This is a genomic window from Magnetofaba australis IT-1 (genome assembly GCF_002109495.1).
Taxonomy (GTDB): Bacteria; Pseudomonadota; Magnetococcia; order Magnetococcales; family Magnetococcaceae; genus Magnetofaba; species Magnetofaba australis.
Genome location: NZ_LVJN01000020.1, coordinates 825,671 through 847,804 on the forward strand (window position 1 = coordinate 825,671; position 22,134 = coordinate 847,804).

At 63.5% G+C, this 22,134-nt stretch carries 17 protein-coding genes; 5 read left to right on the forward strand and 12 right to left on the reverse strand.

The genetic code is table 11. The annotated features are described in order from the left end of the window. Positions 1-16 precede the first annotated feature (16 nt). Both MAIT1_RS15815 and MAIT1_RS15820 read left to right on the forward strand, forming a co-directional pair. Positions 17-1,486 (forward strand): circularly permuted type 2 ATP-grasp protein, encoded by a 1,470-nt coding sequence (locus tag MAIT1_RS15815; protein WP_085444517.1) that lies wholly within the window; start codon positions 17-19, stop codon positions 1,484-1,486. 3 nt (positions 1,487-1,489) lie between these two features. After that, a complete protein-coding gene (locus tag MAIT1_RS15820; RefSeq protein ID WP_085444518.1) occupies positions 1,490-2,428 on the forward strand; it encodes an alpha-E domain-containing protein in 939 nt (312 codons plus the stop codon). 39 nt (positions 2,429-2,467) lie between these two features. Here MAIT1_RS15820 and MAIT1_RS15825 read toward each other — a convergent pair whose 3' ends face one another. The 3 genes from MAIT1_RS15825 to MAIT1_RS15835 all read right to left on the reverse strand — a co-directional run bounded on the left by MAIT1_RS15825 (position 2,468) and on the right by MAIT1_RS15835 (position 8,126). After that, entirely contained in the window at positions 2,468-3,817 is a 1,350-nt protein-coding gene (locus tag MAIT1_RS15825; RefSeq protein WP_085444519.1) for a GGDEF domain-containing protein, read from the reverse strand. A gap of 124 nt (positions 3,818-3,941) precedes the next feature. After that, the gene (locus MAIT1_RS15830) at positions 3,942-7,325 is read right to left on the reverse strand and encodes a transglutaminase family protein (protein ID WP_085444520.1); all 3,384 of its coding nucleotides are present in this window, start codon (positions 7,323-7,325) and stop codon (positions 3,942-3,944) included. Positions 7,326-7,385: 60 nt separating this feature from the next. After that, entirely contained in the window at positions 7,386-8,126 is a 741-nt protein-coding gene (locus MAIT1_RS15835) for a proteasome-type protease (RefSeq protein WP_085444521.1), read from the reverse strand. 249 nt (positions 8,127-8,375) lie between these two features. On the opposite strand from MAIT1_RS15835, the gene MAIT1_RS15840 reads away from it, so the two are divergent. The 3 genes from MAIT1_RS15840 (at position 8,376) to MAIT1_RS15850 (ending at position 12,436) form a co-directional block, all read left to right on the forward strand. After that, positions 8,376-10,946: a circularly permuted type 2 ATP-grasp protein gene (locus MAIT1_RS15840; RefSeq protein WP_158089545.1), complete on the forward strand. Its 2,571-nt coding sequence runs from the start codon at positions 8,376-8,378 to the stop codon at positions 10,944-10,946. Between the two features lie 8 nt (positions 10,947-10,954). Further along, the gene (locus MAIT1_RS15845; RefSeq protein WP_085444523.1) at positions 10,955-11,986 is read left to right on the forward strand and encodes a transglutaminase family protein; all 1,032 of its coding nucleotides are present in this window, start codon (positions 10,955-10,957) and stop codon (positions 11,984-11,986) included. 135 nt (positions 11,987-12,121) lie between these two features. Beyond that, positions 12,122-12,436: a hypothetical protein gene (locus tag MAIT1_RS15850; protein ID WP_085444524.1), complete on the forward strand. Its 315-nt coding sequence runs from the start codon at positions 12,122-12,124 to the stop codon at positions 12,434-12,436. A gap of 66 nt (positions 12,437-12,502) precedes the next feature. On the opposite strand, the gene MAIT1_RS15855 is transcribed toward MAIT1_RS15850, so the two are convergent. The 9 genes from MAIT1_RS15855 to MAIT1_RS22490 form a co-directional block, all read right to left on the reverse strand. Further along, entirely contained in the window at positions 12,503-15,256 is a 2,754-nt protein-coding gene (locus MAIT1_RS15855) for an ATP-binding protein (protein WP_085444525.1), read from the reverse strand. After that, the gene (locus tag MAIT1_RS15860; RefSeq protein ID WP_085444526.1) at positions 15,253-15,789 is read right to left on the reverse strand and encodes a YfiR family protein; all 537 of its coding nucleotides are present in this window, start codon (positions 15,787-15,789) and stop codon (positions 15,253-15,255) included. Before MAIT1_RS15860 ends, MAIT1_RS15855 begins: the two co-directional genes overlap by 4 nt. Before the next feature lie 223 nt (positions 15,790-16,012). Further along, entirely contained in the window at positions 16,013-18,079 is a 2,067-nt protein-coding gene (locus MAIT1_RS15865) for a TonB-dependent receptor plug domain-containing protein (protein WP_085444527.1), read from the reverse strand. A gap of 155 nt (positions 18,080-18,234) precedes the next feature. After that, the gene (locus tag MAIT1_RS15870; protein WP_085444528.1) at positions 18,235-18,585 is read right to left on the reverse strand and encodes a histidine triad nucleotide-binding protein; all 351 of its coding nucleotides are present in this window, start codon (positions 18,583-18,585) and stop codon (positions 18,235-18,237) included. Between the two features lie 27 nt (positions 18,586-18,612). Then, positions 18,613-19,395, reverse strand: coding sequence for a phosphoribosyl-ATP diphosphatase (locus tag MAIT1_RS15875; protein WP_085444529.1), 783 nt, complete (start codon positions 19,393-19,395; stop codon positions 18,613-18,615). Continuing rightward, positions 19,392-19,781: a phosphoribosyl-AMP cyclohydrolase gene (gene hisI / locus MAIT1_RS15880; RefSeq protein WP_085444530.1), complete on the reverse strand. Its 390-nt coding sequence runs from the start codon at positions 19,779-19,781 to the stop codon at positions 19,392-19,394. Before hisI ends, MAIT1_RS15875 begins: the two co-directional genes overlap by 4 nt. A gap of 26 nt (positions 19,782-19,807) precedes the next feature. Next, positions 19,808-20,584: an imidazole glycerol phosphate synthase subunit HisF gene (gene hisF / locus MAIT1_RS15885; RefSeq protein ID WP_085444531.1), complete on the reverse strand. Its 777-nt coding sequence runs from the start codon at positions 20,582-20,584 to the stop codon at positions 19,808-19,810. Positions 20,585-20,748: 164 nt separating this feature from the next. After that, on the reverse strand, positions 20,749-21,507 hold the full coding sequence (hisA, locus tag MAIT1_RS15890; protein WP_085444532.1) for a 1-(5-phosphoribosyl)-5-[(5-phosphoribosylamino)methylideneamino]imidazole-4-carboxamide isomerase: 759 nt from the start codon (positions 21,505-21,507) through the stop codon (positions 20,749-20,751). Between the two features lie 226 nt (positions 21,508-21,733). Further along, positions 21,734-21,865 (reverse strand): hypothetical protein, encoded by a 132-nt coding sequence (locus tag MAIT1_RS22490; RefSeq protein ID WP_275531639.1) that lies wholly within the window; start codon positions 21,863-21,865, stop codon positions 21,734-21,736. Positions 21,866-22,134: the final 269 nt, after the last annotated feature.

Sequence of the window (22,134 nt, forward strand, 5' to 3'; positions counted from 1 at the left end):
AGAAGGACGGGGGAAGATGTCAAACTCTGGAGCGAACGGCGCAGTGGCGTATGATGCGTCGGGTTTCTTCGATGAAATGGTGACTGGCGACGGTGCGGCGCGGCGCGGCGCGCGCCAAGTGTGGGAGTTTATCTCCTCCTTGGGAATCGAGGAGTTGCGACGACGTCAGGATGTCGCGGAACTGGCCATTCGCAACCTCGGCATCTCCTTCACCATCTACTCCGAAGGCGAGAATATCGACCGCGCCTGGCCGTTTGACATCCTGCCGCGCTTCCAGGACGGCGCCGAATGGGCGCGTCTGGAGGAGGGGCTCAAACAGCGCATTCACGCGCTGAACATGTTTATCGACGATCTCTATAACGATCGCAAGATCGTCAAGGATGGCGTCTTTCCCGCCGAAATTTTGGCCAATTCCGTCGGCTACCGCGCCGCCTGTCAGGGCATGCGCCCCAAGTTCGGCGCCTGGGCGCACATCTGTGGCAGCGATCTGCTGCGCGACAAGGATGGCACGGCCTATGTGTTGGAGGATAATCTGCGTGTGCCCTCAGGGGTCTCCTACATGTTGGAGAACCGCTTGTTGACCAAGCGGGTGTTCCCGGAGCTGTTCCGCGACCACGCGATTCTGCCGGTGGATGACTACCCCAACCAACTTTATGATCTGCTCGCCTCCATGAGCCCGCGACAAGGCGAGAAGCCCACCGTGGTGGTGCTCACCCCGGGCATCTTCAACTCCGCCTATTTTGAACACGCCTATCTGGCGCAACAGATGGGGGTGGAGCTGGTGGAGTCGCGCGATCTGGTGGTGGGCGACGGCGACCGCGTGTTCATGAAGACCACCCGCGGCCTCAAGCAGGTGGATGTGATCTATCGCCGTGTGGACGACGCCTTCATGGACCCCGAAGCGTTCCGTCCCGATTCGGTGCTGGGCATCCCCGGCATCATCCGCGCCTGGCGCGCGGGGCATGTGGGCATCGTCAACGCCCCGGGCACCGGCGTGGCCGACGACAAGGTGGTCTACTCCTACATGCCGGAGATCATCCGCTACTATCTGGACGAAGACGCCAAGATCCCCAACGTGCCCACCTACCGCTGCCATGTGGAGTCCGAGCGCAAGCATGTGTTGGCGAATCTGGATAAACTGGTGGTCAAGCCCGCCAATGAGTCGGGAGGTTACGGCATGTTGATGGGCCCCTACGCCAGCCAGGCCGAGCGCGAGACCTTCGCCGGGTTGATCCAAAAGGATCCGCGCAACTATATCGCCCAGCCTACGCTGCTGCCCTCCACCGTGCCGACGTTGAGCGCCAGCGGCGCTATGGCCCCACGCCATGTGGATCTGCGTCCGTTCATCCTGCACGGGCAGAACAGCTATGTGACCCCGGGCGGCTTGACGCGGGTGGCCCTGCGCGAGGGCTCGTTGGTGGTCAACTCCTCCCAAGGGGGCGGCAGTAAGGATACCTGGGTCACCCCGGCGCAAGAGGAGCGTTGAGCGATGCTATCACGGGTTGCGGAGAATATTTATTGGCTGGCGCGTTATATGGAGCGCGCCGATGGTTTGGCGCGTCTGATCAGCGCCACCACCAACACCATGCTGGACATCGCCCCAGTGGTCAAACAGCAGGTGCGCGGCTGGGATCAGCTCATCGCCATCACCGGCAACGCCGAGGCGTTCGAGAAGGGCGGCATCCCCGCCAGTGAGCGCGAGGTGATCGACTTTCTGGCCGCCGATGTGAGCAATCCCGGCTCCATCGCCTTCGCCATCAAGGCCGCGCGCGAGAACCTGCGCACCACCCGCGAGGTGTTTCCCCGCGAGGCGTGGGAGTTGGTCAACAATCTTTACCTGCGCAGCAAGGAGATGATCGAAGGCGGTCTGAGCGGCGAGAAGCGGCAGGCGTTTTTGGATCTGGTGACCCATGAGAATCTGGCCTTCACCGGCCTGCTTAACGGCACGCTGTGTAATGACGACGAACTCGAAGCGCTGCGCCTGGGCCAATTCATCGAGCGCGCCGATATGCTCACCCGCATCATGGATGTGCAGGGCTCGGCCATGGTGGGGCGGATGGAGGATGCGCCCAAGCCGGTGCGCAACGGCGTGTGGTTGATGCTGCTGCGCTCGCTGTCGGGTGACCAGATCTATCGCCGCCATGTCAGTCCGCGCATGCGCGCCCAGGACGTGCTGGCGTTTTTGCTCAAGGATCGCAAGTTTCCGCGCGCGTTCCAGTTCTGTTTGACCCAGGTGGAGCGCAGCCTCACCGCGCTGGGCGGGGTGCAGGATGTGGACGACCCGCTGCATGAGATGGGGCGCGTCCTGTATGAAGCCGATATCCACGGGTTGACCGAATCCGGTCTGCACGAATTTTTGGATGGGTTGCAGGTGCGCTTGGGCGAGTTGCACGACCGCATTAACGGGCGCTATTTCAATCAGGAGTAATCGCGCGGCGGTCGGCGTCGTAGGCGGGCGTTGACCGCCTCAGCGTTTGCGCGGCATCGGCGCGCGCGCGGTGGGGACTTCAGTGGGAGTCGCCGTCAACTCCTGTGCGTCGCCGGTGGCGCCATCCTGATCGTCGTCGTCGAGGGCGGGGCTGGTGATCTGGTTGGGGTCTTCCCCCTCTTCGATGGCCAGCGCGCGGCGTTCGGCCACATCCAACATCTGCGGGAAGCTCTTCTGTAGATCCAGGCTCACGCCGATGGCCACACGCAAGCGGGTCAATTTGCCTTTGTAGACGACAGAGCGTTGGTGCAGCTTGTTGGTCAGTTCGTCGATGAAGCGCGGTAACTGTTCGGGGGACATATCCACCAGCAGAATGCCGAACTCATGGGGCGCCAACTGCGCCACCACATCGTTGCGGCGATAGGCCTGGCCAATCACCTCCGCCGCCTCTTTGCGCAGCAGATCGGTAAACAGCGGTCCTTTGACCATGCGGGCGGCGTCAAAGCCCACAATGCGCACGATGGCGGTGGTCAGGCCGATCACCTGGCGTTGGGCGCTGGCGTGTAGGCTCTGCGCGCGCTCCAGGAAGCCGCGTCGATTGATCAGTCCTGTCAGGCGATCCGTGGTGGCCGCCTTCTTCAGTCCCTGGTGGAACTCAAACAGCTCCAGCCCGCGATCCACCTGCGCCAGCAGGGAGTAGGCGCAGATGGGCTGGCGGATGATCTCATCCACGCCGTTCTTCAGCAAGCGCACCCCATCCATATCCGCCGCCATCGGCGGCAGCGCCAGAATCACCAACTCATCCCGGCTCCAGCAGTTGCGCACGCTGCGCACCAGCGCGGCGCACTCCTCCATGGGCATGCCGGCCACGATGAGGAGACGAATATTGGGGTTGGTCTGCAACGCGTCCAGCACGCCGCCCAGCACGCCGGTCTGTTTCACCACAAAGCGGCGCGCATGCAGCAGATCGCCGATCAGATCCCGCTGCGCCGTGGCCGCGCCCGCCACCAGCACATGGGTCTGCTCGCTCCAGTGGATGCGTTCAATGAGGGATTGCAGCCGCTCCAGCGCATCGGGGGCGTCATAGACGAAGAAGTCCACCAATGATTCGGTATAGCGTCCTGTGGCGTCGAGACCGTCATCCAACTCCTCCACCAGCGCGATGGCGGGGATGTGGGCTTGGTCGAGGGCTTCAAACAGCGCGATGTTGTCAGGTTTTTTGGGATTGAAGGTGGCGGCGACCAACGACCACTCGCCGCTCTGGATCATCTCCAGCGCGCTGCCGTGGTCCAACGCCGTGCCGATGCCGCCGCGCACCCGATCGCGCAGATTCTGCGTGAGGATGGCGTTGAAGGTGGCGCTGTCGTTAACCAGCAGAATCGAATCCATGCTCCGTCCCAGCAAACGCGGTGCAACCAATAAGGGCGCGAAGCAAGATCGCTTCACGCCCTTATTAGATCGGCGCTAATGCGGGAATCTTGAGTGATTCCCACATGTTTGCTGTGAATGCAGGTTAGGCGTCGCGGCGGCGGCGCAGGTCCAGGGTGGTGGGGTATTCGCTGGCGTTCTCCCACGAAGGAGGGTCCATGGGACCCACGCCGCTGCCTTCGCCCACAAAGCGACCGCCCGAGGCCGGACCGGTGAAGCGATGCGCTGGACCCTGGCTGTGGCCGTAGTCCCAGAAACGGCTGACGCGACGCGCTTCGGCCTCATAGGCGTTGACCGGGAAGCTGTCGTAGCTGAGCCCGCCCGGATGCACCACATGGTAGGTGCAGCCGCCGATGGCGCGGTTGTTCCAGGTATCGACGATGTCGAAGGTGAGCGGCGAGTCGATGCCCAGGGTGGGGTGCAGCGCCGAGAACGGCGCCCACGCCTTGTAGCGCACGCTGCCGACGTACTCGCCCGCCACGCCGGTGTTGTGCAGCGGCATGCGGCGACCGTTGCAGGCCAGCACGTAGCGGCTGTCGGTCAGGCCGGTCAGGCGCGCCTCCAGACGTTCGCTGGAGGAGTCCACGTAGCGCGCGGTGCCGGTATTGGTGGACTCCTCGCCCAGCACGTGCCACGGCTCGATGGCCTGACGGATCTCCAGATGGATATCGCCCACGCGGATCTCGCCATATTTGGGGAAGCGGAACTCCAGGAACGGATCCAGCCACTCGGCCTGGAACGGCAGTCCCGCCGCCTGCAGCTCCTGACACACCTCCTGCACGTCGCGTTTGACGTAGTGGTGCAGCAGATATTTATCGTGCAGCGACGTGCCCCAACGCACCAGCGGCTTGCGGTAGGGTTCGCGCCAGAAGCGCGCCACTAGCGCGCGCAGCAGCAGCATCTGCACCAGGCTCATGCGCGCATGGGGCGGCATCTCGAAGGCGCGCAGCTCCAGAATGCCCAGGCGCCCGGTGGGGGAGTCGGGGGAGTAGAGCTTGTCGATGCAGAACTCGGCGCGGTGGGTGTTGCCGGTGATGTCCACCAGGAAGTTGCGCATCAGGCGGTCGCCGATCCACAGCTGATCCGTGCCGCCGACAGGCAGATTGGAGAGGGCGATCTCCAGCTCGTAGAGGTTCTCCGAGCGCCCCTCATCCACCCGTGGGGCTTGGCTGGTGGGGCCGATGAACAGACCGGAGAAGAGGTAGGACAGGCCCGGATGGTGCTGCCAATAGGTGACCAGACTGCCGAGGAGGTCAGGACGGCGCAGCAGCGGGCTCTCCATGGGGGTGGCGCCGCCCAGGGTGACGTGGTTGCCGCCGCCGGTGCCGGTGTGGCGACCGTCCAGCAGGAATTTTTCTGTCCCCAGACGGGCGTTGTGCGCCTCCTCATACAGCGCGACGGTGCTGTCGCGCAACTCATCCCAACTGGCCGAGGGTTTGACGTTGACCTCAATCACGCCGGGGTCGGGGGTGACGTAGAATTTGGCGATGCGGTAGTCCTCGGGGGGCGGGTAGCCCTCCAGCACCACCGGCATGGCCAAAGCGGCGGCGGTGCGCTCGACGATATTGACCAGCGTGAGATAGCCATCCAGCAGAGAGATAGGCGGCATGAACACGTGCAGGCGGCCATTGCGCGGCTCCACGCCCAGCGCCTGATAGAGGAACTGTTCCGGCGTTGGCGGCGGCTTGGGTCCGGGTTCAGTGGAACTCTGCGGACGCGGCTCGGCGTTAGAAGCAGCATCCTCGCCGCGCGCGCCCAGCATGCCAGGGCCCGCTTCAAAACGCGGCAGCTCCGGGTGCGGCGCGAAGGGATCCAGATAGGGGCGCAGGGGGCGCTGATTGGGCGGAATCCAGTGCAGGCCGTCCAGCGGCAGACGCAGGCCCATGGGGCTGTCGCCGGGGATCAGATAGAGGCGCTCGCGACGGAAGCTCCATTTGCCGCTGATCCACGGATAGTCGCCGCCGCACCAGTCCAGAGGCAGCACGTAGCCCACCGGCTCGTCGAGCCCCTGGGTGAGGATCTTGGCCAGGCGGCGGCGATCCAGCGAGTCCTTCAGATTGTACTCCAGCGGATTGACGTTCTCCGGCAGCAGGCTCTCCTGCCACACATGGCGCACGGGATCCTCATAGGCGGGGCTGACATTGGCCTCATAGCCGCCCAGCTCCTGCGCCAGACGCTGCATGAAGCGCTCGGCCTGCGCCGGACCATGGCCGTAATCCTTGGAGGGGTCGGCCATCCATTGGGGGTCATGCCACACAGGCTCCCCATCGGGGCGCCAGAAGCAGGCGTAGCGCCAGCGCGGCAGCTCCTCGCCGGGGTACCATTTGCCCTGGCCATACTGCAGCGCGCCGCCGATGGCGAAGCGGTCGCGCATGCGCAGCAGCAGATCCATGGCGCGTTCGCGTTTGTGTTGACCATCGGCGTCGGTGGTCCACTCGGCGCCCTCCATGTCGTCCACCGAGACGAAGGTGGGCTCGCCGCCCATGGTCAGGCGCACATCCTCGGCGGCCAGCACCGTATCCACCCGCTGCCCCAGGGAGTCGATATTGCGCCACTGCTCATCGCTGTATGGCTTGGTGACGCGGGGATCCTCATGGATGCGCTCGACGCCGTTATCGAAGGTGAAGGTGGTCTCGCACTTGTCGGAGAAGCCGGTCACCGGCGCGGCGGAGACCGGGTCCGGGGTGCAGGCCAGGGGGATATGCCCTTCGCCGGCGAACAGGCCGGAGGTGGGGTCGAGACCAACCCAGCCGGCGCCGGGCAGGAACACCTCGGTCCAGGCGTGCAGATCGGTGAAGTCTTCGCTGGGGCCGGAGGGGCCGTCCAGGGATTTGACGTCGGGGGTGAGCTGCACCAGATAGCCGGAGACGAAGCGCGCCGCCAGTCCCAGGCGACGCAGCGCCTGCACCAGCAGCCAGGCGGTGTCGCGGCAGGAGCCGGTCTGCTTTTTCAGCGTGGTTTCGCAGCTCTGAATGCCCGGCTCCATGCGGATGTTATAGCCGATGTCGGCTTGCATCCGGGTGTTGATGTCCACCAGGAAGTCCACCGAGCGACGTTTGCTTTGATCCAACCCGGTGAGCCACTTCTTCAGCAGCGGGCTCTCCTCATCCACCACGCGGTAGGGGGCCAGCTCCTTATTGAGCTGCTTGTCGTACTCGAACGGGATCTCCTTGGCGTACTCGTCGAGGAAGAAGTCGAACGGGTTTATGGTGATCATTTTGGCGATCACCTCCACCTCCACCGACAGGCGCGCGGTCTTCTCCGGGAACACCACCCGCGCCATATAGTTGCCGAAGGGATCCTGCTGCCAGTTCAGGAAGTGCTCTTCGGGGCCGATGTTGAGGGAGTAGGAGAGGATCGGCGTGCGGCAGTGGGGCGCCGGACGCAAGCGAAAAATGTGCGGCGAAAGGGTGATGCGCCGGTCGTAGTCGTAGTAGGTGTTGTGGCGAATGGCGACATCAATGGACATGGTTCACAAGCTCCCGCAATTTGGACAGTAGACGTCGTATCGGGATTTTATCAGCTTTTCTTAACCGTTTGCGTTCTTTTCCCAGTCGAATAGCGGCAGGCGGTGGAAAATGCGCTCCATGCCCTTCTGCCACTGCTTGCGCAGGGAGGCCAGATAGGGGGTGTTCTGCTGCATGCGGATGTGTTTGCCGCCGTCGATTTGATTGCGCCGGTAGATCAGCAGATCAATGGGCGGGCCCACCGACAGATTGGAGCGCATGGTGGAATCGTGGGAGACCAGCGCGGTGCGCGCGGCGTTCTCCAGCGACATGTTGCTGGTGACGATGCGGTCGAGAATCGGCTTGCCGTATTTGGTCTCGCCGATCTGCAGATAGGGCTGATAGGGGGAGGGTTCGATGTGGTTGCCCTCGGGGTAGATCAGGTGCATGCCCATGGGCTCGCCCTGGATCTGTCCGGCCAGCATGAAGGTGGCCTGGAACACGCTCTTGTCGCCGTCGCCGGCGTAGCGCTTTTGCACCGCGCGGGAGATCTCGCCCAGATAGTCCGCGGCGTCGGTCAGGCTTGCCACGGTGCGCAGGTTGGTTTCGATCTCTTCGTTCTCGCCGTCGCTGGCCAGTTGCGCCACCACCGCCTGGGTGGTGGCCAGATTGCCCGCCGCCAGCACCGCAAAGTGGCGCTCGCCCTCCCAGGCGAACAGGTGCATTTTGGGGTAGATCCCCACCTGATCCACGCCCGCGTTGGTGCGCGAGTCCGAGGCCAGAACCATGCCCTCTTTCAAGAGGATGCCCACGCAGTAGGTCATTGCGATATCCCCCACGCCGCGGCGCGCGCGCGCATTGGCTTGCGCCGGTGGCGGAAATGAGATTAAATCACAGGACTTTATCCTAACGAAATCGCGCCCGCGAAACGTTCGAATTCAGCCGTTTGTTTCGGCGTACGGTTTGTTTGCGCGCTACCGATTCGCGCCCGTCCATTTGCGACGATTCCGCGCCGAGTATTCGGCTGTCACAATATCCCTGATTGGATGGATCGCCAAGACGTGATTAGCGAAATGGACAACAATTCCGCCGCCCTCGACGCCCCTGTTGAAAACCTGATGGCGCAGGCCCAGAATCTCCCTCGTCAGGGCGCCTACTCCGAGGCCATTGCAGAGGGTCTGGAGCCGCGCCCGCACTGGCGTAATCTGGTCGATTTTCTGCATGGCGGCGGGGAGCCGGGGCTGCAGCAGTTGGCCCAGGAGACCGATCGTCTGCTGCGCGAAGCGGGGGCCACCTATAACGTCTACGGGCAGGCGCGTCACCACCGCCAGACCTGGCCCATGGATCCCATTCCGCTGCTGATGCAGGCGGGCGAATGGGCGTGGCTGGAGAAGGCGCTGGCGCAGCGCCATCTGCTGTTTACCCGCCTGTATGAGGATCTCTACGGGCCGCAGCGCACCCTGCGCGACGGTCTGCTGCCCGCCGAGTTGGCGTTTGGCCCCGGCGGCCTCTCCCTGGAAGCCTACGGCCACTTCGGCTCCACCCCGCTGCCGCTGTACGCCGCTGAGTTGGCGCGCGACCCGTCTGGTCGTTTCTACGCCTTGATGGATCGTTGTCAGGCGCCCTCCGGGCATGGCTATGTATGGCAGAACCGCCGCATCACCACACGCCTGTATGCGGGCGCCGAGCAGATGGGCAATGTGCGCCTGCTGCTCAACTTCTTTGAAGGGGTGCGCTCCAATCTGGCGGCGCTCACGCCCTACTCCAAGAGTGACGCCCATGTGGCGCTGCTCACCCCCGGCTCGGCCAACGCCAGCCACTTTGAACACGCCATGCTGTCGCACTTTCTGGGGCTGACCCTGGTGCAGGGCGACGATCTGATCACCCGCGATGGCCGCGTCTGGCTCAAGACCCTGGAGGGGCTCAACCCGGTGGACGTGCTGTTGCGTCGGGTGGATGAGGCGTGGTGCGATCCACTGGATCTGCGCGGCGACTCCATGCTGGGGGTGGTGGGGCTGTCGCAGGCGGCGCGCTCGGGCCATGTGGCGCTGGCCAACGCGCTGGGAACCGGCGTGTTGGAGAACCTTGGACTGCACGCCTACCTGCCGAAATTGGCGCAGTTCCTGTTGGGGCAGGAGTTGATGCTGCCCTCGCCGCAAACCTGGTGGCTGGGCGACCCACAGCATCGCGCCGAAGCGCTGGCGCAGTGGGACCAGGTGAGCATTCTGCCGATTCAGGCCAACAGCGACCAACCCATCGCGCCGCCCAATGGCGAGCGCGAAGACGCCGAACAGCTGCGTGAGACGGTGCTGGCGGCGCCGCATAAGTACATTGCCCGCGCGTTTTTCAATCCCTCGCTCACGCCTGGGGTGCGGCAGGGCGCCCTGGCGCCGCAGCGGGCGCTTCTGCGCGTGTTCCTCAGCCATGATGGACAGACCCGCCAAGTAATGCCCGGCGGTTTGGCGCGGGTGGCGGCCACTGCTACCAGTTGGCGCTTCTCGCCCGAGGGCGGCGGCGCCAGCAAAGATGTGTGGGTGGTCGATAGCGACGCCAATGCGCGTCGCGATCCCATCGAAGGGGTCTCCGGCGTCACCCGCAGTCTGGAGCCTGCGCCCATGGTGGGCGCGCCCAGTCGAGTGGTGGAGAATCTGTTCTGGTTGGGGCGCTATGCCGAACGCGCCGAGGGCAGCATCCGTCTGTTCCGCGAATTTCTGCTCATCAACGCCGAAGAGACCGGCCTGACCGCCGCCCAGCGGGAGCATTGCAAAACTCGCCTGCTGCAGGCGTTCACCCTGGTCACTGGAGCGTTGCCCGGCTTCGTGGGCGAGGGCGCCGAAGAGCGTCTGGCTGATCCGGGCGACGAGCTGCGCTCGGCGCTGCTGGATGATCAACGTTCCGGCAGCATGGCCTTCTCCATTCAATCCATGATGCGCTGCGCCATCTCGGTGCGCGACCGCCTGTCGCCGGAGACGTGGCGCCTGGTGGACAACCTGTCGCAGTCCCTCAGTCGTTTGCAGCGCCGCCACCAGATTCGTCTGGGCGAGCTGATGTGGGAGACCGCGCCGCTGCTCACCGACATGACTGCGCTCTCGGGGCTGACCTGGGAGAACATGCGCCGCGATCTGGGCTGGCGTTTCCTGGATATGGGGCGGCGGCTGGAGCGGGCGATGTTCCTGGCGCAGCTGCTGGAGACCACCCTGGGCCAGACCGCCGACACCCATCTGGAGGGAGCGATTCTGGAGCGGCTGCTCATCGTCAATGACGCCCACTCGGCGTTCCGTCTGCACTTGCGTTCGCAACTGGAGCCGGCGCAGGTGCTCGAGCGCTTGTTGCAGGATGACGCCAATCCGCGCTCGCTGGTGTTCCAGCTGGCGTTGATGGATCACCACGCCAGTGAGATTCCGCGACCGCCGGAGATCTCCCTCTATCGCACGCAACTGGGCCGGGTGGCGTTCGAGACCTTGGCGGCGTTGCGACTGGCCGCGCCGCAGGAGTTGGCGCTGGCCGACGAGAGCGGTCGTAGGCAGGCGCTGATGGCGCTCACCGCGCGGGTGCGCGCGCTCCTGCCGCTGTTCTCGGACACCGCCTCCAACAGCTACTTCCGCCACGCCGAAGCGCCGCACCACCTCTTCAGCGTCAACTGAGCCGCGCCATGGACTATCTGATCACCCATATCACGCGCTACGAATATGGCGACCCGGTCACCATCTGCCACAACCGCGCCATGCTCAAACCGCGCGATGACGCCGATCAACGCTGTTTGAGCTTTGAGCTGGAGATTTCGCCCACGCCTTCGTTCATTCAGGAGCAGGGGGACTTCTTTGGCAACGCGCGCCACTATTTCGAGATCCACGAGCCCCATGAAGTGCTTGAGGTGACCAGCCGCAGCCACGTGCGACGCATCGCCCACGCGCAGGCGCCGAATTTGGCCAGTGGGACCCCCTGGGAGCAGTTGGCCCAATGTGAACCGCACGATGAACAGGATGCCGGCGCGCGCATGAATGTGCTCTATCGCCAGCCCTCCACCATGATTTTGCCCTCCGATGAACTGCGTGATCTGGCGCTGGCCTGCTTCACTCCTGGGCGACCGGCGGCAGAGGCGGCCATGGCGCTGACCCGCATGATTTTTGAGGAGTTTGAATACGACCCCAACGCCACCGATGTCACCACCCCGCTGGCCGATGCGCTCTCCAAGCGGCGCGGGGTGTGTCAGGATTTCGCCCATGTGGCGATTGGCGCGCTGCGCAGCATCGGTCTGTGCGCCCGCTACGTCAGCGGCTACCTGGAGACCGACCCGCCGCCGGGGCAGGAGCGCTTGGTGGGGGCCGACGCCTCCCACGCCTGGTTTGGCCTGTTTGATCCGCTGATGGGGTGGGTGGATTTCGATCCCACCAACGGGGTGATCGTCGGTCCGCGCCACATCACTGTGGCGGTGGGGCGTGATTACGCCGATACGCCACCGGTCAAAGGGGTGGTGGTGGGCGGGCGTCAGCACCAGCTTTCGGTGTCGGTGGATGTGGCCCCGCAGAGTGGCGAGGCGGCGCCACAGAATGCCGCTTTGGACGGCGGCGAGGTTGTGTCGGGCGCGCTGGCGCAGGGTGGTGCTGCGGCGTCGGGTTCAGCGCCGATGTCGGGGCCCATCGCCCCGCCAGCATCGGTTGCGCCGATTGTGGGTGGCAGTTGAGCTCGGTTCAGCGCGTGCGGGCGCAGCGTCGATATTGGTGCGCCCTTTGCACACGACTGCCAGTGAAACGCATTGTCAGCCAGGCCGTTGACGCGCCGGGGGCGTGAGTCAGAGCGCCAATTGAGGAGAGTGGTGATGGAGGAAGCGGGCCGCAGCGCGCGGTTGCAGGCGCAGTGTGAAGCGCTGGAGCGCGAGATCGCCATGTTGCGCCAGATGCTCGACGACACCCGCGAGGATCGCAATCGCTGGCGCCAGGAGGCGCAGCAGCTGTTGGAGTTGTTGATGTCGGCGGACTTCTCTCCGTTACGCGATCTGAGCGAGGAGGGTGAACTGCCTGACGCCTTATTCCTGCGGCGCTTGCGCGAGCGCATCCGCGAGGAGATGAACCAGGAGATGGCCACGCAACTGGCTCCGCTGGTGCAGCGTTTGAAGAGTCGCCTGAAAGAGTAACCCGCCCGCTGCTTGCTTGCCACTTGCAATGCCCCAGCGTCGCGCCATACCCCACACGCAAACTGGTCATGTCGGCGGCGCTTCCGACAGCGCCTGGAGATCCCGCGCAATCCCTTTGGCGCACAGATCCAACGCATCCCGCCACGTGCGCGCATCGCCATCGCCATCTTGAATGCGATGTTCCAGATCCCGCAGACGCTGCGCCATGCCGCTCAGTCCCAGACTGGCGCAGGAGCCAGCCAACCGATGTAGCGTATCAATGGCTTTGTCCAACGCGTTGAGGGAGAGCGCCTCTTGGGCTTGGGCCAATTGGGCGCGTGACTCCTCCTGCAAACGGGTGAGCAGATTGCTCAATTGTGTCGGCGGCATGCTCTGCCGCAGGGTGTTGACATGGGGCCAGTCGATGGCCTCTTCTTCTGCTGGCGTGTTGGCGGCGCGGTCAACCTGATCCGTGGTGGCGTCATGCTCTGACAATTTGTTGATCAACTGGCGCAGTTTGGCGCGGTTGATGGGTTTGCTCAGAACGTCGGACATCCCGGCGTGTTGGCAGCGCTCCACAGTTTCGCGCATCACATCCCCGGTCAGGGCGACAATGGGGGTGCGCCGGTTGAGATCATCCGGTAGTTGGCGAATGCGCTTGAGGGTCTCCACGCCGTCCATGCCAGGCATGCGCAGATCCATCAGGATCAGATCAAACTGGTGGTTCTGTACAATGGTGATGGCCGCCTCGCCGCTGGAGGCGATCTGCGCATGGTGTCCATCATCCTCCAGCAGTCCCTTGGCCACCGATTGATTGATCTCATCATCCTCCACCACCAGAATATTGAGCGCCCGCTGCGGCGCGCCATCGGTCTGCTCCTCCAGTCGTGGCGCGCTGCTCAGCCCCGAGGCGCCAAAGCGGGTGATGATGCGAAATTCGCTGCCGTCGCCCGCTCCGCTCCTCACTTGCAAGGAGCCGTTCATCGCTTCTGTGAGACGCTTAACGATGGTGAGTCCCAGGCCGGTGCCGCCGTAGCGGCGGTTGATGGAGCCGTCGGCCTGGGTAAAGGGATCAAAAATACGCGAAATCATCTCATCGGGGATGCCGATGCCGGTATCGCGCACGCTGGTCTCCAATACCACCATGCCCTTCTCCGGCGGCAGGGCGCGCAGCGAGACGGTGACGCCGCCGCTGTCGGTGAACTTGATGGCGTTACTGACCAAATTGAACAGAATCTGCCGATAGCGCGCGGAGTCGCCCACCACCACCTTGGGCGGATCGGTGATCAGCTTGAGCGACAGCAGCAGCCCTTTGTCCTGGGCGCGGGGGGTCATCACCTCGACGATATCGCGGGCGATGACGCGGGGCTCGAACGGCGCGCTCTCCATCTGTAACGAGCCGGACTCGATTTTGGACAGATCCAGCACGTCGTTGAGAATATCCATCAAGGTGTAGGAGGAGCGCTCCAAGGTCTCCACCATGGTGCGCTGCTCGCGATTTAGATCGCTGTTCTCCAGGCGCGAGAGCATGCCGATGATGCCGTTCATGGGGGTGCGGATCTCATGGCTCATGGTGGCGAGGAATTCGCTCTTGGCCTGGTTGGCCAGCTCCGCGCGCACCTTGGCGCTCTCCAGCGCCTCTTGCGCCTGCTTGATGTGGGTGATGTCGGTGGCGACGATGATGCGCGCCTGCTGGCCATCGGTCCAGCGCACCCACTGTTCGCGGCAGGCGTGCCAGCGTCCGTCAAACAGGCAGGTCTTCTCTTTTTGCGCGGGGGCGTTCTCTTCGGTGTCGGCTTCGGTGCTGGCCTCCAGCAGACAGAACGCCTCTTGTGAAACCGGCAGCGCCTGACTGAGCGGCAGCCCCTCCACATGGCCAAACACGCGGCGCGCGCTGCGGTTGGCGAACAGGATGGTCTCATCCTTTTGGTCGATGGCGATAATCAGGGAGTCCACCGAGTCGAGTACGGTTTCGAAGCGGGTGGAGGCGCTGCGCAGCGCGCGGGTGCGCGCCGCCACCAGGGTTTGCAGATTCTCCCGGTGCGCCAGCAGCGAGCGATCGCGCTCCTGAATGCTGGATAGCATGGCGTTAAAGCCCTTGGCCAGCGCCGCCAACTCGTCGGCGCCATCCTCCGGCGCGCGCAGGTCATAGCGGTTTTGATGGCTGACATCGCGCATGGTCTGGCTTAGGCGCATCAACGGCACGGTGATCTGGCGAATCAGATACCACGCCAACAGCCACGCCACCAGACCCGCCGCCAGCAGCGCCGCCGCCATGTGTCGGGCGTCGCTGACCAAGCGTTGATGGTGCGGCTCCAAGGTGGCGATCACCTCCACCGCGCCGATGATTTCGTCCTCCCAGATCACCGGTTGGCGCACGCCCAGGGCGTCATTTTCAAAGCGCACCCCCTGGGTCTCCAGGGGCGAGAAGATCTCCAGCAAGGGGCCGGCCTTGCGCGCATACAGAGCGAATAGACTGCCCTTGCGGGTGATCAGCGCGGCGCTCTGCACATCGGGGGCGGACTCCAGCGTCGCCAGGCGTCGCGCGGCGGCCTGGGAGTCGTTGAAGGCCATGGCGCCGACGCTGTTGGCGGCGATCACCTTGGCCTGGGCGGTGATGTTGCGCAGCAGGTCATCGTGCAGCGCGCTTTGGCGCTGATGGAAGATCGCCATGAAGGCGATGATGGTGGCCACGGTGGTGGAGATCAGCGCCATGAAGATGAGGCGCCAGCGCAGTGAGCGTCTGCGACGGGCGCGCACAGGCGCGCTGCGCAACTGAGGCTGCTCAGCCGCTTGCGGGGCCGACTCCATGACAACATCCGATGGCGTCTGTTCGCTCATGGCGCCACCTTGGAGGCGACCTGCAGCAGCTCGGAGCTGATGCGCAGGTTGGCCTCTTGAATGGTGTTGCGATTCACCTCCAAGCGCACGCGCCCCGCCTGCACCGGCAGGCCGATCATGCCGCCATGGTCGATAAATGTGGCTGAATCGCTGATGGTGAGCACCGGCGCGGCGGAGATATGTCCCAACTGGGAGAGAGCTTGCTCTGCGCCATGGGGGATGAACAGCGCATCGCAGCGGTTAAACGCGTCTGCAGGGGGGTTGCTGATCAGACGAATCTTGCGGTTGCCCACGCGCCGTTTCACCAGATATGACAGCTGCCCATCCAATGGATCATCTCCCAGCGCGCACAGGGTCAACTCTTTAGACTGGGTGGTTGTGGGCCAGCTAACGAATTTGAGAATATTAAAAATAAAGGCGGTTTTGACAGCGTTGGCGGAGTGGGGCTGGGCCAGGGCGGCGGCGACAGGAGAGTGGGCCATCGACAGCAGGGATAGCAGGAAAATGAGCGCAAGGGCGCGTTTTGGCGTCATTACAGAAAACAAGAAAAACACTCTAATAATATATTGGCCTGTTTTAAAAGCTAACCTGCTTCCTGGCGCGAACGGCGAAGCACAGCGCTCACGAAAATTCGAGGTGGCTGAGCCTACTCACAATTTGGGGCGCCAAGACACGCAGGGCGTTCCCGAATAATCCGCCCAATTTGACGCGTATGATACCACATCTGATTCATAGTTGGCGCAGAAATGGGAGGCGTTAGAGGGAAAAATTCCAACGCGCGCCGAGGAGTATTCCGAATCCTCGGCCCGGCGCCGCGCGCTCAATCTCGCCGCTGACGGCGTCTGTTCCCAGAGCGGAGCTGATGGAGGCGTGCGAAACCGCATGATTGAGCAAATTCCGCGCATGAATATAGCCTACCCAGCCGGATTGGAATTGGCGCTCAACGGCGGCGTTAAGCAGGATAACGCTGCCCTGGCGCGGCAGCGCCGGGATATGGTTGTAGCCATTGCCGCTGAGCGAGGCTTTCCATGGCCCCTCCTGGTAACTCAGGCTGGCGGAGGCCAGCACCCGCGAGACAAACTCGTTGGGCGCTGTATCGCTCAGTGTGCCGGAAGACTCGAAGCTGTTGTGCGGCAGCAGCGTGAGATTGGTCTCCAACTTCCAGGCGTCGCCCAGCGGCGCGGTGAGCCCCAACTCCACGCCGATGGTCTCATGCTCGCCTACGTTCTGGCGCTGCCGCTGACTGCTGGGCAGAATGATGTTCGCAATCATATCGTGGGTGCGGCTCCAGAACAGGGTGGCGTCAATGGCGTAGTTGGACTCCTGGCGCATGATCGATAGTGAGGCGGTGCGGATGCGCTCGGGGCGCAGGTCGCGGTTGCCCGCCAGCATGCCGCTGTTGGCGTAGAGCACGCCCATGCTGGGCGCTTGGAACGCCTCGCCGTAGATCGCCTTGATCTGGGTGTTGGGGGTGAGCCAATACAAGCCGGTGATCTGCGGGCTGATTGCTTCGCCAAAATCGCTGTAATTGTCGTAGCGCGCGCCCAGCGTCAGGCTCCAGTCGTAGCCGCTGATCTGATCTTGCAGATAGAGGCCATTGACCTCACGCCCCACATTCTCCACAAAGCGCTGACGATAGTCGAGCACTGTGGGGTCGCCCAGCCATTCGAAGGCGTTCAGGTAGTCATAGGTGGCGTAGCTAAAGGCGTCGGGCGAGAGCGCGCGCTCATAGGAGAAGCCCCAGGAGAGCGCATGCGGGCCGGGAGCGTCCCAGGTAAAGTGGCCGTCGACGCTGGAGACCCACTGTTTGAAATAGGGGCCGACCAGGAAGTCGCCGGACGTCGCTGGACCGGTTCCGGCGGGTAGCGCCAGGCCCAGTTCGACGATCTTGTATTGCCGCCACCCTGCGCTGATGCGGGCGTCGATGGGGCCGTCCCAGGGAGTCCCCTCATAGCTGGCGCGCAATAGGGTGATTTCGCTCTTATCGCTGTTAGCGTCGTTACCCAAGGCGCCGAACTGGTAGAAGTCTTCCAGATGGTTGTGGGTGTGCCGCGCCGTCAGTGAGAACGGCCCATAGTGTCCTTTGAACGAGAATTCGGCGAATTGACGCGGATCGCGGGTGACGCTGTCGCGATTGAATTGATCGAACACGCCGTCATAGCGTTCGCCGTCATCGCCTTCGGCCTGGGCATAGAAATCCACGCCCCAGGCGTTGGTGCGTTTGCCCAGATTCAGGCCCGCTTTGCGATGCCCGTTAAGACCGCCTTCAACCCGCAGTTGATTGACCTCGCTGCGAGGAATCAGGTTGATGATGCCGGCAAACGCAGCGCTGCCATAGAGCGCCGAGCCGGGGCCGCGCATCACCTCCACCCGTTCAATATTGTCCAGGCTGATGTAGCGGTTGAAGATGAACGTGTTGCTGTTGCTGTGGTCGTTGAGCGGCGCGCCATCGTAGAGCAGTAGGAGGTTGGCGCCGTGCTGGCCGCGCACGTTGATCAGGGGGACGTTGGTGGCCAGGGTCTGATCGTAAGTGACCTGGTAGCCCGGAATGTAGGGCAGCAGGTCCATCAGCGAGTGGACGCCCAGCATGTCGAGCTTTGCACGCGGGAACACCGACAGCAGCGCCGGCGCCTGGCGCGCGCTTTGAGCTGATTTGCTGGCCACGCTGACGGGCAGATCCAGCAGCGCGTCCAACGGCATCTGCAGCAGCGCGTCGGCTTGGTCGTCCAGCAGGCCGACGGAGTCGGCGCGCGCGACAGGGCTGACGCCGCACACAAAGAGAGCGGCAAAGAGAGCGGCAAGCGGGTGTGGGCGATGACGCATGCGCAGTCCGTCCCCCCTTAAGGACGTTGACAAGTGGTGCGAAAAAACATGTCAGAGCTTATTGCTCATCAGTGTGCGCGGATTTTGGCCGCTCAAGAAAATGGCAACAGTTGTTTTGATCAGCAAGCGTCGATCTGAATCGCAACGCTCAGACGTCAGCGCACGGTCATGGGGCCGATGCGTTTGCCCGCCAGAATATGCGCGTGAATGTGGTAGACCTCCTGGCCGCCATGTTCGCGGGTGTTGATGATGGTGCGGTAGCCCGCTTCGGCCACGCCCAACTCCCGCGCCACATGGGCTGCGCGCTCCATCACCACGCCCATGATCTCGCGCTGTGCTTCGCCCACGTCGTCGAGGGTGGCGATGTGCGCTTTGGGAATCACCAGCACGTGCACCGGGGCCTGAGGATTGATGTCGTGGAACGCCAGCACCTGGTCATCTTCATAGACCCTGTTGCAGGGGATCTGACCGGCGGCGATTTTGCAGAACAGGCAATCATCGGACATGGCGCGCTCCAAGACTCTTGGTGGAGGTCAAAACAGATCTTTGAACACTTCGTTGGCCAGGGCGTAACCGAACACGCCGCTATCCTCGACGATGGCCAGTCCCAGGGAATCATCAGCCACCCGCATGATCTCACAGGTGAAGCGATAGGAGCGGTTGATGGTGACGGTCTCGGCCACGTGTAGCTGGTCATCCGCCGCCGAGGGGATCTCCAGTCCCAGTGGGCGTTCAGACTCCGTATCCGCAGAACGCAACTGCTCCTCAACAATCATCTCAAACACGCCGCGCTCGCCCAGCAAGTTGTCCTTGGGTTCATAGCTGGTCTGCAGTTGCAGCCCTTCCAGGCTCACGTCGCGGGTATTGCCTTCAATAACCTGGCCGTCGCGCATGGTCAGGGTGATGCTTTTCACGTGGGCGCGGCGCTCATGTTGACGGCGCCCACCGAAACTCTCCAGCGCCTTATCCATCTTGTCGCGATCCAGCCCGGAGTGGCCGAAGCGACGCGCCAGTTCGCCGTAGATCTGATGCGGCTCCACGTCGCGATGGGCCATGGCCACCCAGGTGTGAAACAGCAGGTCGGCCACTTCGTGCACCACTTCGTGGTCGTCGCTGTTTTTGACCGCATCCACCACTTCATCGGACTCCTCAGCCACCTTGGCGAGGATGGCGTCCACCCCTTTGTGGTAAAGCTTGGCCACGTAGGAGGAGCTGGGGTCGGCCTGTTTGCGCGCTTTGAGCACGGAGAACAGATCGTCAAGAATGCGCGCGTCGACGTTGGGGGCGGCGGTCTGCTGTTTGGACGACGAACTCATGATCCGTACAACTCCTTGGGGTCCACTTGCGGAGCGCTGATCTCACGCCAGCCGTCGGCGGAGGCTTCGAGGAAGAAGCAGTTGCGGCGACCGGTGTGGCAGGCCACGCCTTGTTGCTCCACCAGCAGCAGCAGGGTGTCGCAGTCACAGTCGGTGCGCACCGCCTTGATAATCTGGCTCTGGCCGGAGGATTCGCCCTTGCGCCACAGCTTGCGGCGCGAGCGCGACCAGTAGACCGCGCGACCGCTGCGCAGGGTCTCGGCGAGAGATTCGCGGTTCATCCACGCCATCATCAGAACTTCGCCGGTGTCGTGCTGCTGGGCGATGGCCGGAATCAATCCATCGGCGTTGTATTTGAGCTGTTCCAGGTCGGGCAGAGAATCCATTTTCTCACTTCTTGGCAAGACGATGATTACAGGCGCACTTCCACGCCATTGTCGCGCAGATACGCTTTCACTTCCGGGATGGTGTGCTGGCGGAAGTGGAAGATCGACGCCGCCAACACCGCGCTGGCGCCGCCTTCGCGCAGACCGTCGAGCATGTGCGACATCTGCCCCACGCCGCCGGAGGCGATCACCGGGATGGTCACCGCATCGGAGATGGCGCGGGTCAGGCGCAGATCATAGCCGGTCTTGGCGCCGTCCTTATCCATGGAGGTGAGCAGGATTTCGCCTGCGCCATAGGCCTCCATGCGCTTGGCCCACTCAATGGCGTCCAAGCCGGTGGGCTCCCGTCCGCCGTGGGTGAAGATCTCCCAGCGGATGGGGCGTCCCTCGGCGTCGGTGTCCACGCACTTGGCGTCGATGGCCACCACGATGCACTGCGAACCGAACTGACGCGCCGCCTCCTGCACGAACTCCGGGCGTTTGACCGCCGAGGTGTTGATGGAGACCTTGTCGGCCCCGGCGATGAGCATTTTGCGGATGTCGTCATTGACGCGGATGCCGCCGCCCACGGTCAGCGGAATGAACACCTGCTCGGCGGTGGCGCGCACGATGTCGACGATGATGTCGCGCTCTTCGTGGCTGGCGGTGATGTCCAGAAAGGTGAGCTCGTCGGCGCTCTCCTCGTTGTAGCGGATCGCCGCTTCCACCGGATCGCCCGCGTCGCGCAGGCCAACGAAATTGACCCCTTTGACCACGCGGCCCGCTTTGACGTCCAGACAGGGTATGATGCGTTTTGCCAGCATGTGCTTGGTATCGTTATCTCAAGGTCTGCCTGGCCATGCAGCCTGCAGACGGGTTCGCGAGCGGGCAAATGGTTGTGCACGCAAGCAACTCGGGAGTTTCACATGGCGATAGATTATGCCGGAATTGGCCTGGCGGCGTCCACCAGCAATCCCGTTTTGCCCGCTCAGCCGACGCCGTTGGGGGCGTCGGTGGTCAGGCGCACCGCTTCCGGGAAGCTCAAACGGCCATCGTAGATCGCCTTGCCGGTGATCACGCCGCTGATGCGGTTGCCATTGGCGTAGGGACCGGCGTTGGCCAGCAGCATGCGGATATCCATGAGCTGGGAGACGCCGCCGGAGGCGATGACGGGGATGGTGATCGCCTCGGCCAATTGGCGGGTGGCTTCTGTGTTGGGGCCGCACAGGGCGCCGTCGCGGGAGATGTCGGTGAAGATGATCTCCGCCACGCCGGCGTCTTCGAACTTCTGCGCCAGCTCCAGGGTGGTGACATTGGAGGTTTCGGCCCAACCCTCCACGGCGACGCGGCCATCGCGGGCGTCGATGCCGACGCTGATGCGGTCGGGGAATTTGCGGCACGCGGCTTTCACAAAGTCGGGATCGCGCAGCGCCGCCGAGCCGATGATGGCGCGATCCACGCCCATGTCGAAGTAGCTCTGGATGGTGGCCATGTCGCGGATGCCGCCGCCCAACTGCATGGGGATGTCGATGGCCTTGCGGATTTCGCGGATCGCCTCGGCGTTGACTGGTTTGCCCTCAAACGCGCCGTTGAGATCCACCACGTGCATGCGCTCGGCGCCTTCGCGGGCCCAGCGTTTGGCGGTGGCGCCGGGGTTGTCGGAGTAGACTGTGCCGCGCTCCATGAGGCCTTGAAACAGGCGCACGCACAGGCCGTCTTTGAGATCAATGGCGGGGATGACGATCATGGCGCTGGAACCTCGGATAGCTGGATGCGGCGCGCGCGGCGCAGGGCAAGATGAACCGAATTCGGGAAGCGCATCGTGCCGCAAATTGGCAAAAAAGTCCAGCGTCAGGGGAATTGTTCGAACGCAGGAGGCGCGAGGATGTGAATGCGGGCGGAGGGCTCTGAGGGTGGGTGAGCCCATCGCCCCCTCGTTCGTCCGATGAAAAGGAGGCGATGTCTCTGGGTCGTTACACCAGCGCCTGCAGCGCGAACATGGCCGAATAGAGCAGCATGGCGCGATACAGCAGGGTGGTGGCCGGCTCGCCGCTGAAGCGGGGCTGATCGGACTTCTTCTTCTTGGTGCGGGGAACGCCGTACATGATACAAGGCTCCATGGTGAATGAGACGGCCTGACCATCAGGCCGTTGGTTCGCTGTCGATGGGGGAGGCCCAGCGACGTCCATATGACGCATCAAGCAAACCGCGCGCCATGCGGCGAAAGCGAGGAAAAGTGAGGCCTGGCGCGGGATTTTGCGCTGTTTGTCGGTAGCTCGGCGCGCTGGGCGTGCGGAGATTCTTGCCCGCTTCTGCAAAAGGAGGGCCTGTTTTTGCCGAGGTCGACGCGGCGGCGGCGCAACGAGGTGACCAG